Below are 14,872 nucleotides of genomic sequence, written 5' to 3'. Positions count from 1 at the left end.
GACCACTTTCTAAAAATACTGTAAACTAAAAAAGTACTTAGACCAATTAAGGTCCAAGTACTCTTATAAAGCTAAATCAACTCTACTTGACGAAGAGCCTTATTAAGAGGGCTGGTCAATGTACTTGTACGTTGGCTGGCCTTTTTCGTATTGTAAACAAAAAGTCTTCCAACCAATGTAGGTCAGAAGACTTTACTTTCACAATTATGCATTACTATATTATTTTTCCCTCATAGCGGCTTCAGCAAGCTGATGTTTCTTGCGCTCATTCAGCCAAAGCAGAATGAAGAATATTCCACTGCTGATACCCCAAGCAATACCCGTTATCAGCGACAGCCAAAGTGGGTGGAAAAAGATGGTGATCATCATTAGAATGAACGCAACAGAATTAAACCTGTCATTAATTCTGTTCCATTTGTCGTATGGGGCAATCCATACTTTTGCAGTTTTCATTAGTCGTCATCAGCTTTCAGAGATTTAGTGGGTGTCGCGGTCGGTATTAATATGATCTTTCAACTGTTGAATTGAGTCGAATTGAGTCAAATTACGGTTATGCAGTGCATCGGTACGGGCTTCATCAACATCGTCTGGAATCAGAGTCGGCTTATCGAGTGGCCATGAATTGTTGATGACCGTTTGCGCTAAGAACATATTGACTGCCGTGCTCAGATTGAGCCCAAGTGCAGCATAGATTCTCTGAGCTTCTTCTTTAGTTTTCTTATCCACTTGTACGTTTATCCGCGCACTTTTATTTTTCGGTTTGAACATGTCAGCCACCTCATGGGTTATTTTAGTACATCTACAGTTACTATACACTAATATATGTCCAAGTTACTGATAACAGAAATTTCAAAGAACACGTTAATTTGCCTTTAAAATTTAAAAAAAATGAGGAAAAATCACAACATGCTTTTTGCATAATCTGAAACCTTCAATCAACAGTGCTGCACTCCACTTTAAAACAACATGTAAAAGAGCTCCCCGCTTTAAAGGGAGCTCTTTTACTTTTCCTTACGTGCTTTATCTTTTTCAACCCGTTCTTTTCGGGATGACCTCGTGCCATAAACAAACACACCAATTAAACCAGTCGCACCAGCTAAAGTTAGCCAAGGACCATAACTATCACCCTTAATCGCTAAGAAAATTCCGCCGCCAATTATCATAACGCCTAAAATGAAGCCAAAAATCACTCCTAATAAACTGTCACGCGAATTTGACTTCACAACTGTTGTTTCCAAGTTTTGTCTGTGAAGTGCCTGATTCTCAGCCATCTTTAAAATCCTATCAGCAGAACCAGGTAAAATTTCTTCATACTGGCTTAATTGCGAAGGTGGTGGTAGTGGTCCAGAAAAAGTTGATCGTTGTATTGTCATTTTTAAATTACTCAGTTGGCCTACTAAACGCTGTCTTTCTTTTACATCAGAGGTTTCTGATATCTCACGAAGTAGTTTTTCCGCAGTTTGATTCTGGTCAGACTTTAAGTCAAGGTTTGCGTCATTTCCTGGTTTTTTCCTTATGAGTGTCACTCTTGCTCATGCTTGTAGTCATCTAACGCTCCATATAAGTCAGCACCAACACTCATCCAATCTTGCTTTAGGGCCTCATAGTCTGACTCTAGGTCATTATCAGAAGTATTATAACTATCCATGGTTGAACCTAAGTCCAAAACGCGTGCAGCCCCTCTTATAAGTGAGGGCATTGCAAACAATGTATTTCCATATTCCATACTGACCCCTCCATTCAAAAACGTTCTATATAATTAACTACGATAAGTATAGATACTTGTTTTAAATCAAGTCAACAATTTGACTGAAAATTATTGACTATAGATAAAAGATTAATTCTTTTTCAAGATCAATTATACCATTGTAATATCAATCTCGCTTACTTGCAAAGCCATGACGATGTCCTACAGAAAACATCAATACAACCGCATCTTTGGAAATTTCAGCCTATAGGTCTCCTCCAAATTGACGGAAAACTTCTTCCATTGAATGTGTTTCTTTGTCACTTGCTTGATAGCGCTTATACGCGACCTTTGCAACCTGCCTTTCGTATTTGTCTTCAAGTTGTTCCATCGAGTATTTCTTAATCAAGTCTGACAGTGTGATGCCGTAGAAATCAGCCATGTCCTGCAGCCATTCCTTTTCTGAATGACTGACATGAACAGTAATCATTGCCATGGTTAGTCGCCCCTCTCTGTGTTTTATCGTATAACATGATGGTGGAATTTCAAAGGGATGTGGTTCAAGTTGACCTGCAGTAAACTAAAGACTATATTATTGGAAATTGTCGAATCAACGCCCGCCATGTGCGATGACGTACTCTGCAACTGTTTCAATCAGATCCGATGATACCAACACACTGGGGTAATTATGATGGAGAATACGAACGTGAGATTTAGTATTGAACATGCAGATTTAAATATCCAGCCCATCCATCTTTCAGCGACAGAGAAGAAACAAATTATTGACGCATTAGCAGCTGAGGTGTTTGAAAATCCAACGGTACAGGAAATACTACGAAAACTTTCTAAGCTTTAATTATGCCACGGCCTTTTGCTGATTTGACGCACTTAGGCAGCCATGCTAAACTACCATCATTAGTGCTAACCAGGCTTCGAGAAATCGGGGCAGACTTGGTTGGCCTTTTTTTGTGGGGTCGTTTTTGTGAAAAAAGCATTTTCCACCTTATAACGTAAAAACTTTATCTAATTTAAATGACACCCCCAATTGCAGTTTGGAGGTGTCATTGTCATTCCAACACTTTAAGTGAATCAATCACACAATTTTTATTGGTAAGTCGCTTAAACCCAGTTGATTTCTCAAGAACCGACCATGGATTTGCTTTTGTGATCAGTTTTTGATCTTCAAGAAAGTCTATGAAGTTTGTCACCGTTGGATGCTGATTTAAGAACGCATCAATGACATCGAGCTTTGCTTCTTGATCATATTTGATTTCTCCACTTAAAACATGCTCTGAAGTAATAGAGAAAAAGATTAGGCTATAAGGAATAGACCAGATTTCTGTTCGAGTTGACAGCGTCCTCAAACGACCATGTTTAAGTTGCCACGACTTACGGTTATTTTCCTTCATATCACTACTTTCGGAGTATACCAGTTCATCTTCAACCGCGTATTCATGGCTTCTATTAAGCTGCTTTAATTGTTCGTTTACTAAGAAGTGTCCGTGTTTGATGAAACTACCATCTACATCTACTACGTGGAACACTGCAGCAACATCAGATTTCTTGTATTTCTGAGTATTCATTACTTCTTTAATTTTGGTTAGGACAATATTCTCGGCATTAGCCCAGTGCTGATTGTTTCCTAAGACATCACCAACAGTGACCTCAAAGTGATAATCAGTTTGCTTATTTTGCAGTATCTCATCAATATATTGCTCTAGTAAAATTTCGTCATTTTCGCCTTCGACCATTAAGATAACAACTTTAGCTGTATGATTACTCACCATTGTATGATTCCTCTTCTACTTTTCTAGCACTGCGAAATGCACGCTTAATCTTGGTTGGATTGACTTTTTCAAAGACAGACTCATCCATCCCGCCTAGCTGAATGGCACGAATGTACGTGTCACGAAGATTGTTCGTTGGTTTAATATTTTTAATCGTGATATAACGATTTGCAGGATTAGTTGATGTAAAGACGATTTTCTTATAATCTAACACTTCAAGCGGGCGCAGATTGTGAGAAGTAAAAATCAGCAACCCCTTTGCATTTTCAGCAATAACATCGACGATTTCTCCTAGTAAATATTCAAAAATACCGGCATCTAGTTCATCGATGATGGCAATTGCCCGCGGTGTATTATAAACATTGATCAGTGTACTCAATATAGAAATGATTTTCTTAATACCATCGGACTCATAACGTAATGGATATTCTTTCCCGTCACGCTCTGCCATCAACTCCACCACGTTCATTTCCTTCTGATCTTTGGTGACAACCGTATCCTTTTTGACCAGCGAGATGGTGAGCTGCGGAATCAATACTGGTAGCATTTGATTAATTTGCTCGAAGATTTTCTGACTAAATTTATACGTGCTTGGTTCAATTTCGTGTTTACCATCCATTGGAATCTCCGTCATGCCAAAGCCGCCTTCAACAGAGAAGCTGAGTGGCAGGCTAATATCTGAATAGATTTGGCCGGAAATTTTGCTTGAGTAAATGGATAGATTCAACGCAAACGTATTAAATATTTCCTGTACATAGTGTAATTCAGGGCCAAATATCTTTTCATCCTGAACAATTGTGACCATCTGATCATTGAAAAACAGTGAGCTGCCTTTAGGTTGCGCTATTCCGCTAACAATTCCAAGTTTGATTTGATTCTTTGGCTTAGCAACTGTGCTTTGAACACTCTTAGTCAAATCAAGTAATGGCAAATCAATAGCAGCGCTTAATTTAGCACCCTGTTTGTAGTGAAACAGAAGTCGAGTTTTAGCCCGGAGAACATTGCGCTTATAGTAAATCCTTTCTTCGTCAATCCATAACCTTGACTGTTTTGTGCTAAAGGTCACCTGATACGTTACGTCCGCTTCTTCACCAGCAATCACAACGGAAATAACTGAGGAACTCCCTTCATCAAGTGGCACTAAGTCAACTAAACTATGGTATACGTCCTCAGATTGCGGAACTACTGATGACTCAATAATTGCTTTTACCAACGTCATTGCGTCCACAAAGGTCGTTTTACCAGAGCCATTAGCGCCGTAAATACCAACCGTATTAAGTGGCTGGTCTTTATTCGTGAAGTTAATTTTGCCATATTTCACATTCTTAACATTTTCAATCGTCACTTCTTGGAGATGATAAGGAAAATCGAAATAGCTAACTTGTTTTCTCATTTTAACTCCCCATTTAGTATATTTTATGCTGATTGTTGGCTTTAGTATACAAAATGTAACGATTGATTACAAGGATTGTGCAACAAGTTGATGAAGTTATATCGTTTCCCGCTGTCTAATAATTACGAGTTTATTGTCTGTTACTTTTAATCCGTACTCAGTGCCCGGACAATCAGATCTTCAGCTAACTGTAAATCAGCATCTTCATCGGCAGTAACATCCGGCAGCAAGACTTCCCGCTGGATAAAGTAACTGAGTACTTGACCAGCAATGGTGCGTAACACTGCAGCCGGTGTTAAGTCATCTCGTAATTGACCAGTTTTTTTCAGTGTCCCGTAGATATAATCAATGAACATCGGTGCGGTCTCACCCATAAAAGTTCGAAACATGTTGCGCGTATCTGCGTTGGTCAACACTTGTGTCAGAAAAATCAGCGCAACTTCCTTATTCTTTTTAAGAAAGGCATAACGATCAGTCAAAAGAAAATGCACCGCTTGTCGTAAGGTTGTTGCTTCTGGAATATTCGACAAGAAATCCTCCCGATACTCAGGTAATAAATGATTGATCATTGGTTTTAAAATTGCTCGTAGCAAGTCATCCTTAGTCTTGAAATACTTAAAAATCGTTGCTTGACTGATTCCTGCATTTTTTGCAATAGCCATGGTCGAAGTGCCATCGTATCCTTGTTTGGAGAATAATTCCAACGCAGACAGCATCGCCGAGCGCTTACCTTTTGGCATTTCTTGCTCATTTAACCAGTCACGGTAACTGGCAGAAATTTTCTTTTTCAAGCCGCTTCCCTCCTAAACTTTACGATAGCGTCTGAGACCACGTACATTTAAAATGGTTAGCACAACCAAGAAGATAAGCAACACACCAATGTCAAGGCCAAACGAGAACAGGCCCTTACCCTGCATCATGATGCCAGATACCGCGTCACCGGAATACTTAATCGGAATGATGTAAGAAATATCTTGAATCCAACTGGCCATGGAATCCATCGGAATGATCCCAGAGAAAAAGATTTGCGGGATGATTAAAACCGGGATGAATTGCATCATTTGGAATTCAGAATTCGCAAAGGTTGAGATTAGAATGCCAAATGCCAGAGCAACCAGCGCTAAAATCAAATTGATTACAATGATGCTGAGAACGTTGCCCACCACTTCAACTCCCAACAACCAAATTGTCGCCATAACAATCAGAATCGTTTGGAAGATTGCTAAAATACCATAGCTGGCCATATACCCAAAGACGATTTCTGAACGTCTGACTGGTGTTGCTAACAACCGCGATAGTGTCCCACTGGTTCGTTCCTTTAGGAGCGCCATTCCAGAAATCAGGAATACAAAGAAGAATACGAAGAAACCCATTAGAATCGGTAGCATTTTATCAAAAAAGCCCGTGCTTGAGTCACCATAAACATAGTGATTAGTGATTTGCGGGGTAGCCGCCTTCTTCTGTGTCGGCATTTGGCTTCGTAGTTGCTTTTGAACCGGTACCGGCAATGTTGCTTGTAGTTTCTTGATGGTGGTCTGTGCAGCGCCCAATTGGTTCTTCATTTGATTAACATTTGTTTGTGTTAAAGCTGATTTAAAAGCCATTTTTACCGCTGCTGTTTTACTGGAGTCAGTGTTGGCATAGGTTAGGCTATAGTCATTGCCTTTTTGATGAATAACGGCATCGATTTTGTCTGCCTTCATCGCTTTTTTGGCATCGGCTTGACTTGTGTAGTGATGGACCGCAACGTGTTTAATTTGATCTAAATTATTAGAAACGCTAGAAGTGACACCTACTGTCCCTACCTCAACATTAGTCGTTGAATTCGCAGTAAAAATCACACTCATCAACCATAAAACTAAGATTGGTGCCAGAAACATCAAGGCTAATGATCGCTTATCACGAATCATTTCAGTTAAGACGCGTTTCGTAATCGCAAATGTTCTCATTGTAGTTCACCTTCTGCCTTTAAGAATACATCTTCAATTGAATTCACTTGGTATTGGGCTTTAAGTACCACCGGTTCATCGAAAGCAATCACTTTCCCACCCAGTAATAACGCGACCTGATCCGTTAACTCTGCTTCATCCATCACATGAGTGGTGATTAGGATACTCCGACCTTCGTCACGGATTCGGCCAAGCTCTTGCCAAATTTGTCGACGTAACGCTGGATCAATACCCACGGTGGGCTCGTCTAACACTAAGAGTTCAGGACTGCCTAGCAGCGCAATTGACAGCGATAAACGCCGCATCATACCGCCAGAATAGCCACTGACTCGCTTATCCAAATCGTCTTGCAAGTCAACCACTCTTGACACATGGTCAATGGAGGAGGCAATTTCAGTATTCTTGATCCCTTTCATTTGCGCAAAAAACTTAAGATTTTCCCGCCCTGATAGCGAATCATAAAGGGCATCAGTCTGTGCCATATAGCCAATCCGCGACAACAGTTCTCGGTTAGGCATAACCTGACCGAAAATTGTGGCACTGCCGCCATCGGCTACTTCCATTCCTAATGCCGTTTTGATAACAGTGGATTTACCTGCACCAGAAGGTCCAATCAAGCCAACGATTTGCTTAGGTAACACCGTTAAATTGACGTCTTTTAAAACCGTTTGCTTGCCAAATTTTTTGACTAAGTGTTTTAAATCAATAATTGCTTCCGTCATTTTGAATCCTCCATTCACGGTAAGTGATTGATTACTCACTAGTGAGTATATACTCACCTTTATAGAAAAGCAATAAAAAACGAACTCCGATTACACCGAAGTTCGTCGTCAACCTATTCTTTTGAGCGTGAATCGTATGCTCGTTTAGACTTATAACCCGCTTTAAAAACTGTCTTCATCACTTCAATATGCCGGTTCTTCGTCGCTTCAGCTTTAGCACCGAAAATAAACCGTGCCCACTCTCTTTGATAACCGGGCGTTAGATCGTTAAAGAATTGTTGCATTTTTGGTGTTTCTGCCAATAATTCGGCCACTGCCGGAATGTCTTTTTCGAAGTCTGCTAATGTTTTTTGAGCCAAATTCACTCCTCCTTCGCATAATTTGTATTTTTAGTATAGCATTTTGAGACTGGATGCTGACAGTCACAGACACAAAAAAAGGACTCGCCTATCGAGTCCCTTGAACTGCAACTTACCAGTCGCAATTTCGTCACCGCTATTTAGTAAATGGTGCTTGGGTCGACCAATGCCTGAACTGATCGTGTTTCAAACGGTGATTTAAACAGCCGATCACCTGCACCATTAGCAATCACGTCTTTGTTGGCTGTGGTTGAAGTCGTTGCTGGTAAGTTAATGAAGTACTGACTTGCTGGAATACTATACAGGTCTTTAGCGTTCTTGACATCAATCGGCTGAATGCTCACATACCGCGTGGTTTTATACATCACGCTTTGTTTGCTGGGATTGTGAGCCAGGCCCATTGCATGACCCAATTCGTGCTCAGCTACATTCACCCGCTGGCTGGTCGTATAACCATTGCTCTTTAGCAAGGAATTGACCAAATGCAGTTGAACGCTAGTAATGCGTTTTGTATTATCGTGATTAACGTACGCCACGCCCACAAAGTTCTGTTTGATGAGTGACGCCTCATTGCTTTGAGCTGGTAAGATCGTAATTTGAGCAGGTCCCTTTACAATCTTAAACGTGAAAACCTTTTTTGAATTCCAAGCATTGATTGCCCGAGTCCACACTTGTGAATAATACGTGCCAACTTTGATTTGTACCGTAGCTTGATTAGTTTCAAACCGCCATGGATTGACGACAGGGAGACGCCCCGAGGGCAACCCTGCTAAAACTCAATACTGACAGCATCAACACAACGATTGTGATAAATATTTTTTTAAGCATAATTTTCACTTTCTCTCTGAAGTTGCCAGATAGTTTTGAGTACATCACTGTATATCTCTGGCAAATCATATTGTACTTTGTTTTCAAGAGAAGTCCAAAAATTTGCTTGATAAATTCAAGTGCTTTTATTTGTAGTTCGAATTAAAAGTTGATAAAATGCAAGCGTAATCAATTCAGCGGATTGGTTACTTAGAGACAGCTCTTGCCTGCTGCTTCTCTAATCATTCTCGCTAATCTGTGTTACTCCCCCCAGCAGTGACCTCTAACGTTAAACTGTTTCTAGCACAGATTGGCTAGTTGACGTTTCCAAGCTACTGTCCCAGTTTGGAGCATTGACTGAATCGTGATCTTTCAGCATTCTCGCTGAGACGATATAAAAGTAGCCCGCCTCCCTATCCCTAAGACGAGCTGCTTTTTGGTGTGAAAATGTATTTCAATCATTACTTGGCAGATTTACGATAACTAACCAGCATCAAACCTAACAGACTAATAATGAAGAGAACCAACACAATCACCGTCAAAATTGCTGGGAAAAACAGGCTTAACAGCGTCAAAACGCCAAACAGCACCAGACAGTACCCGATTGACCGTAAGTCGCTCTGGGAACTGGACTTACTCAAATGAAAACCACTCTTGTTCACACTTTCGGGTGGAACTGTCGGCAGATAATTGCCAATAAAAATCAGAATAGCGGCCACCATGATCACCGTCCACAAACGAATGTCAACAGCCTCTCCTAATCCATACCGGATCGTGATCGTGTACGCAACGATTGTAATGACGGGGAAAATCCAAGCAACGACCCGCTCCATCCGTGGTGCCGGCCGCCCCTTTGCACCAGCGTAGTATGTTGCACCCACCGCCACCAAATGAATCAGCAGCATTAAACAAGGCAACCCAAAGACCAACAATGGTTTTACCATCCATCCGTTAGGCTGATTATTGAATCCCCAGTGCGTCACCATTCTGGCTGGTAGCCGATTGTAGACACTCACACCGTATATAATTGGTGCCAGAATCACCAAACTCGTCACTAATAACGTCTTCCATTTACCTTTCATCGTCGTTACCCCCTTTGCCTAAGCTGTAGATCCACGTCAGCACATCTTCGAAAACACTAGCGTTCAAGTCGTAGTAGATATAGTTTTTCTCTTTTCGTTCCGTAATCAACCCTGCCTGTTTAAGTAACTTTAAATGGTAGGAAACCGTGGCCTGCTTTAAATCAAAATGAGCCGCAATTTCACCTGCCGCATACGGCTTCGTCTTCAACAATTCCAAAATTTGTCGGCGTACCGGATCTGAAATTGCCTTTAGCGTGTCACTCATTGCCATGCGCATCACTCCAATCTATTTTGATTGTTTTCTAAATAGATTATATCACAGTATTGTACATAAGTGTTAAACTATTTAGATTATTTTCTAAATAGGAACAGATAAAAAATGACCCCAATCACTTTCGATTGGAGTCATGCTCATTTCAATCATTCATTATAATCCATCCGGATAATAACTGGGTCAGCCGTCAGAAAATCACCAACGCCACTCAAAAACGCCTGAAAGTGTGGTGTATCATTGTGAAAAGCAACCGCATCCGCATCCTGCCAATGCTCGATAATTTCATAATCCGTATCGCTGCCAAGTTTCTTAAAGTGATCGTAGCTGACGTTGCCAGCTTCATGGCGTGAACCTTGAACCAACTTGTCGATAAAGGCTTCGTAAGCTGCCTGCTGCCCCGGTTTAACTGCTAACTCAACGTTAATGACTTTCATGATGTGACCTCTTTTCGTTTTGATAACCTCATTATTGACGATCTCATAGCTGATTTCAATCAAAAGACTTCATTAAATAGTAAATGGCTGTGATCCCGAAAGACCACAGCCACTTACTGCTTGATAAATTACTATCAATATTAATATACCACTAATTGGCGATGGTACAACTCTTTTAAGTCAAAAGTACTTTGAAATTACAGCCTGTTTACTCATTTTTACGCTTTAATTTAATGCCAACCAGCCCCATTACCATCGTTAGCAAACCGATCCCCATGACCGCATCAGACCTGCTATTTTCATCCGTTTGCGGCAGAGTGACATGCTGATTTTCCAGTCCCTGTTTCTCCGACTGCCCATCGCTGTTTACTTGTGCTTTAGGAACGGTCACTTTCTGACTGGTAACAGACGCGTCGTTACTCGAGGTCGTTGAATCGCCCTCAGTATCATTATTGTTCATGGTTGGTACGGTGTCACCCACCGGATTGCTTGGCGTCGTCGTTGGCGGCGTTGGATTGCTGGTATTTGGTCCTTCTGGGATATTAGTCTCGCTGCCAATTGGTCCTGTTGGCGGTGTCACACTACCTTCACCAGGGCCTCCAGGATTGTCGATACCACCATTTGGTCCCTCAGGGGTTGTACCGCCCCCACCAATGGGCTGTCCAGGTGTTGAAGTGTCTGTCTGCGGTTTATCTGCGATTTTATCAAATGAAACAGTAAACATCTGATTCTCATTTGGATCGCTATCAAATAGCGCACCCACGCTACCATCATGTGCCAGATTAAAGCCTTGGTTCAGAATTTGTTGAATGACCGTCGCAATATTATGGTGATCAATGCCCGACCCGCTGTCACCTGTCATAATGAGTGTCCCAAAGTTATTAGGTTCGTCACTCACAAACTTGATTGTCGCAGTTTGTGTGGTCTGCACATCAGCCAATTTGGCAAGCTTAACGGTGAATATCTGATCGGTGGTGCCGTCAAAACTGCCACCGACCGTACCGTCACTAATCAAGTTATACCCTTGTTTGAGAATCTGTTGTGTTACCGTTGCGACGTTAGCGTGATCCAGCAACCCATTCTTAATGCCACTCACCGAAAGATTGGCCAGTTGGCTGCCATTCTCATCAACAAACTGCACGTTAGCGAACAGATTATTGGCAACGTAATACACTTTGGTGACGTCGTTGTTGATTTGTGGGAATCGCAACGTTTGATCTGGTATGGCCGTGTAACCATCAACATCAGGAATTGTTGTTATATCAGCACCAGGCTGACCGGTAATCGCAACAGCCGTTGCACCTTCGATTGGCTGCCCGTCAATGCCAGTAGGTGTTATCAAAGTCGAAATTGGTTTCAAGGCAACTACGACCTTAAAATTCTGAACGGAATCAGATAGTTTATCGTAAGTTGCCCCTGCTGTGGTCGCATCTGTCTTAATCTCATACGCACTCAAATTTTGCGCCACATAATCACTTGTATCAAAGGCAATTTCACTGCCGGAATCGCCGTTAAACGTTTCGAGAGCAACCGTGGTACCCGATTCGGTTTGATAAGTCACCGTGGCCAATTGATTCGTGATCTCCGGTGTCACCTTAATTGTCAATGCTGTGACATCTGGACCAAACGTGATCGTCACTTTATTATTCACAATTTCGTCTTGTCCGGGAACCAAGACATAACCACTAGGTGCAATTGCTGGGTAGACCAACTGTGTGCCATAGTCACCACGGAGTTTTTCAACCGTGCCAACCGTTTGACCCGTCGTCTGATCAACGTATTGAATCGCAATTGGATATTGATTGATTCGGTAGGAATTATGCAGCGTCACCGTGGCACTACCAGGAGACTGAGCAGCAAAATCAGCTAGAATTTGATTAATTGTCCGAGTTTCATCCCACTGTGTCTCTAAATCAACAACGAAGGCCAATGGCGAATAGCCTTCAACTTCTGCTGAAACCACCGGTGTCAGTTTTTGGTTTGTGTACCAATTTCCATAACTCGTGTATTCGCTGGCCGGTGCTCCAGCCGCCTTTTTAGCCTCATCAATCACCACATCACGGACATATATCAATGTTTGCGTTGTGTCGCCTTCTGGTTTGACTTGCTCAGGTGTAAGTGGTGTCCCAATAGTTGATTCATCGATAATGACTGAAATTGCCTTTTGCTGATTGGCTGTGGCTGTTGAATCCGTCCCTTTTACCGTAGTGAGTTTATGTTTCACATGAACCGTGTACGAGGCTGTTTGTGCGTTAAAGCTCAGTCCTCCATCAGGCAGATCATCACTCACATATTCATAGCCCTTTTGCTCCAGTGCGGCGAGATCCGTTGCCGAATCATAATCGCTTACCGTGCCTAATTGACCACTCTGCTCTGCGGTTTGAACAACTGTATCCTGCGCATCGTCATCAACGAAGTTAACCGTAATCTTTGGATCAACAACAACGTAAACATCAATTGCGGCATCATTTTTACCAATCGTCGGTGCCACTGGCTGAGTGTACGTACCTAGTTCAGAACCCGTTGCGTAGTGATAGCCAACCGGCAGTGACGTGCTAAGATCAAGTGACGCACCATACTCGCCACTCACCGTGGTGGTGTCAAGCTTTTGTCCATTGGTGGCATCAATCAGATTGATGGTATTGTTTAAATCTTGTGCCCAGACATACGTCTCTGTCGGTGCCGTACCGTCGCCATTATACTTTTTAATCAAATCAGCGGCAGATAGCCGTTCACCTTCAGGCGCATTGACGGTCCCGCCACCAACTGCCTGCCAGAGTGGGGCTGCCGTGGTATAAGTGTTGTCACCGTCAACTATTTTGGTACCCGCAGCTGGTGCATCCACCAACCCAGTACCCGTTAAATTAACTTTTGGTCCCAGTTTAATTTGCCAAAGGTTGGTGGTACCTTGCAGCATATCGGTAATATTGGTCGCCTTAGACATATCAAATTTGCTCAGATCAATTGTTCGAATGCCCGAACTTTGAAACATGCTATGCATATCAACCGCGTTACTGGTATCAAAACTGCTCAGATCAACACCGTTCAAAGCTTGATTATTAAAAAACATGTTGGCAAACACAGTTGAATGACTAGTGTCCCAGCCCGTAACGTTAATCTGCTGTAATTTAGTATTATTTGTAAACCAGCCGCCAAAACCGGTTGCACCACTAATATCTAAGTTATGAACATCAATGGCAGTGACATTCGGCAGATTACCAAAGAGTGCACCATATGCCCCATCCAATTTTGCGATAACGTCATCGCCAACACTGATGGTCTGAATGGAATTAACGTTATCTGAACCAATGGTATAGACGCCCTGAGTAAGCTCCCCAGCCTGGATAGTCAGGGCACCATCATCACTAAGTTGATATGGGCTGGTTCCAATCGTTCCAGTCGCTTCGGCAGCAACTGCCGTAATTTGTTGCGCTTTACCAGTTTGCTGATAGATTTTCGAAGCCGTTTCTTTTGCATTGCTTATGGTTTCGGCATCCGCATTCCCCAAATTAATTGAATCCGTGGTTGCGGAGCTGTCAGCTTTTGTCACCCCAATGTTTGTACCAACAGTACCTCCTGTAGAGTCAGTGTCGGTGTTTTGAACCTGACCACTTTTGTCAGAATTCACGGCATTAACAGTACTCGATTGTTCAGACTGTGGTGCAGTTTCTGCCTGAGATTTTAACGGCGCACCTGTCGTTTGATCCTCATTCGTTGAAGTCCCTAGCGTCACCGTTTTACCTTGAATCTCTGAATCTGCTTGGGTTTGCGTATGACTGACTGGTTCAGCAGTGTCGGCATTCGCTGACAATTCACTGCCAATCATCGTTGCTCCCAATACTGCAGAAGCTAAACTAGCTGCCAGCCAGATTTTGCCGGATTTATAGAGTTTTCTTCGCACCTTAATTTCCCGTTCATCCCACTGCAGCTTTTGTGCTGCCTTTTTCGCCTTCTCTGTCATAGTTGAATATCCTCCCCTCAGGAGTCCAAGTTATCAACACATTAGGAACAAATTACAAGCTAAATTTACCATACCTTTTAAGAAATAACCATCAAAATTGCTTCAATTTGTCAACAATATTTTGAGATGTAAAATCTTTATCTTTACATCCCTCATGATGCCAATTTCAATGTATTTTCAAACTGTTGTCATTAATAATGGTTGAGATTAGTTAGATGAATGACGGCGAATTTAAACGATATTGTTGCTTATTTGCCGAGTAATCATAGCCTGATGATGTCAATAGATAATACCGGGCCGCTTGGCACCAGATCATCGTTTTCTTGATGCCGCTCGCCTACTATATATCAGCAAAATTCAACTTTACATCGCTGTTGTATAAAGCTGGAAAGAAATTCCAATAATTTTAGTCCTTTT

The 14,872-nt window shown here is 42.0% G+C and carries 17 protein-coding genes; 1 reads left to right on the top strand and 16 read right to left on the bottom strand.

Annotated elements, in window-relative coordinates:
* Nucleotides 1-219: 219 nt before the first annotated feature.
* From HC026_RS09570 to relB, 5 genes are all read right to left on the bottom strand, one after another.
* Entirely contained in the window at nt 220-453 is a 234-nt protein-coding gene (locus HC026_RS09570) for a hypothetical protein (protein ID WP_168925749.1), read from the bottom strand.
* A 24-nt stretch (nt 454-477) separates the two neighbouring features.
* Nucleotides 478-768: a type II toxin-antitoxin system RelB/DinJ family antitoxin gene (locus HC026_RS09565; protein WP_168925748.1), complete on the bottom strand. Its 291-nt coding sequence runs from the start codon at nt 766-768 to the stop codon at nt 478-480.
* Between the two features lie 233 nt (nt 769-1,001).
* Nucleotides 1,002-1,526 (bottom strand): DUF2335 domain-containing protein, encoded by a 525-nt coding sequence (locus tag HC026_RS09560; RefSeq protein ID WP_168925747.1) that lies wholly within the window; start codon nt 1,524-1,526, stop codon nt 1,002-1,004.
* Nucleotides 1,523-1,726: a hypothetical protein gene (locus HC026_RS09555; protein ID WP_168925746.1), complete on the bottom strand. Its 204-nt coding sequence runs from the start codon at nt 1,724-1,726 to the stop codon at nt 1,523-1,525. Before HC026_RS09555 ends, HC026_RS09560 begins: the two co-directional genes overlap by 4 nt.
* 226 nt (nt 1,727-1,952) lie before the next feature.
* A complete protein-coding gene (gene relB / locus HC026_RS09550) occupies nt 1,953-2,183 on the bottom strand; it encodes a type II toxin-antitoxin system RelB family antitoxin (protein ID WP_168925745.1) in 231 nt (76 codons plus the stop codon).
* Between the two features lie 210 nt (nt 2,184-2,393).
* Between relB and HC026_RS09545 the strand changes: the two genes are divergently transcribed.
* A complete protein-coding gene (locus HC026_RS09545) occupies nt 2,394-2,543 on the top strand; it encodes a hypothetical protein (protein WP_168925744.1) in 150 nt (49 codons plus the stop codon).
* Nucleotides 2,544-2,754: 211 nt separating this feature from the next.
* On the opposite strand, the gene HC026_RS09540 is transcribed toward HC026_RS09545, so the two are convergent.
* The 11 genes from HC026_RS09540 to HC026_RS09490 all read right to left on the bottom strand — a co-directional run bounded on the left by HC026_RS09540 (nt 2,755) and on the right by HC026_RS09490 (nt 14,455).
* Complete coding sequence (locus HC026_RS09540) at nt 2,755-3,474, bottom strand: hypothetical protein (protein ID WP_168925743.1); 720 nt, start codon at nt 3,472-3,474, stop codon at nt 2,755-2,757.
* A complete protein-coding gene (locus tag HC026_RS09535; protein WP_168925742.1) occupies nt 3,464-4,867 on the bottom strand; it encodes an AAA family ATPase in 1,404 nt (467 codons plus the stop codon). The genes HC026_RS09540 and HC026_RS09535 overlap by 11 nt, the downstream gene beginning before the upstream one ends.
* Nucleotides 4,868-5,013: 146 nt before the next feature.
* Nucleotides 5,014-5,658 (bottom strand): TetR/AcrR family transcriptional regulator, encoded by a 645-nt coding sequence (locus HC026_RS09530; protein ID WP_168925741.1) that lies wholly within the window; start codon nt 5,656-5,658, stop codon nt 5,014-5,016.
* Nucleotides 5,659-5,670: 12 nt separating this feature from the next.
* Nucleotides 5,671-6,816: an ABC transporter permease gene (locus HC026_RS09525; protein WP_168925740.1), complete on the bottom strand. Its 1,146-nt coding sequence runs from the start codon at nt 6,814-6,816 to the stop codon at nt 5,671-5,673.
* A complete protein-coding gene (locus tag HC026_RS09520) occupies nt 6,813-7,538 on the bottom strand; it encodes an ABC transporter ATP-binding protein (protein WP_168925739.1) in 726 nt (241 codons plus the stop codon). Before HC026_RS09520 ends, HC026_RS09525 begins: the two co-directional genes overlap by 4 nt.
* Before the next feature lie 113 nt (nt 7,539-7,651).
* Nucleotides 7,652-7,897 (bottom strand): YdeI/OmpD-associated family protein, encoded by a 246-nt coding sequence (locus tag HC026_RS09515; protein WP_168925738.1) that lies wholly within the window; start codon nt 7,895-7,897, stop codon nt 7,652-7,654.
* A 140-nt stretch (nt 7,898-8,037) separates the two neighbouring features.
* Complete coding sequence (locus HC026_RS09510) at nt 8,038-8,661, bottom strand: matrixin family metalloprotease (protein ID WP_168925737.1); 624 nt, start codon at nt 8,659-8,661, stop codon at nt 8,038-8,040.
* Nucleotides 8,662-9,165: 504 nt separating this feature from the next.
* Nucleotides 9,166-9,786, bottom strand: a complete 621-nt coding sequence (locus HC026_RS09505) for a DUF1648 domain-containing protein (RefSeq protein WP_168925736.1) — start codon at nt 9,784-9,786, stop codon at nt 9,166-9,168.
* Nucleotides 9,776-10,057 carry an autorepressor SdpR family transcription factor gene (locus HC026_RS09500; protein ID WP_168925735.1) on the bottom strand — a complete coding sequence of 94 codons (282 nt, stop codon included), beginning with the start codon at nt 10,055-10,057 and terminating at the stop codon, nt 9,776-9,778. Before HC026_RS09500 ends, HC026_RS09505 begins: the two co-directional genes overlap by 11 nt.
* 149 nt (nt 10,058-10,206) lie before the next feature.
* Complete coding sequence (locus tag HC026_RS09495) at nt 10,207-10,494, bottom strand: putative quinol monooxygenase (protein WP_168925734.1); 288 nt, start codon at nt 10,492-10,494, stop codon at nt 10,207-10,209.
* Nucleotides 10,495-10,702: 208 nt separating this feature from the next.
* Nucleotides 10,703-14,455 carry a mucin-binding protein gene (locus HC026_RS09490; RefSeq protein WP_168925733.1) on the bottom strand — a complete coding sequence of 1,251 codons (3,753 nt, stop codon included), beginning with the start codon at nt 14,453-14,455 and terminating at the stop codon, nt 10,703-10,705.
* Between the last annotated feature and the right edge of the window lie 417 nt (nt 14,456-14,872).

The organism is Secundilactobacillus angelensis (assembly GCF_012641075.1).
Taxonomy (GTDB): domain Bacteria; phylum Bacillota; class Bacilli; order Lactobacillales; family Lactobacillaceae; genus Secundilactobacillus; species Secundilactobacillus angelensis.
The sequence above is the reverse complement of the archived record's forward strand: the minus strand, read 5'-3'. Positions and strand labels throughout refer to the sequence as shown.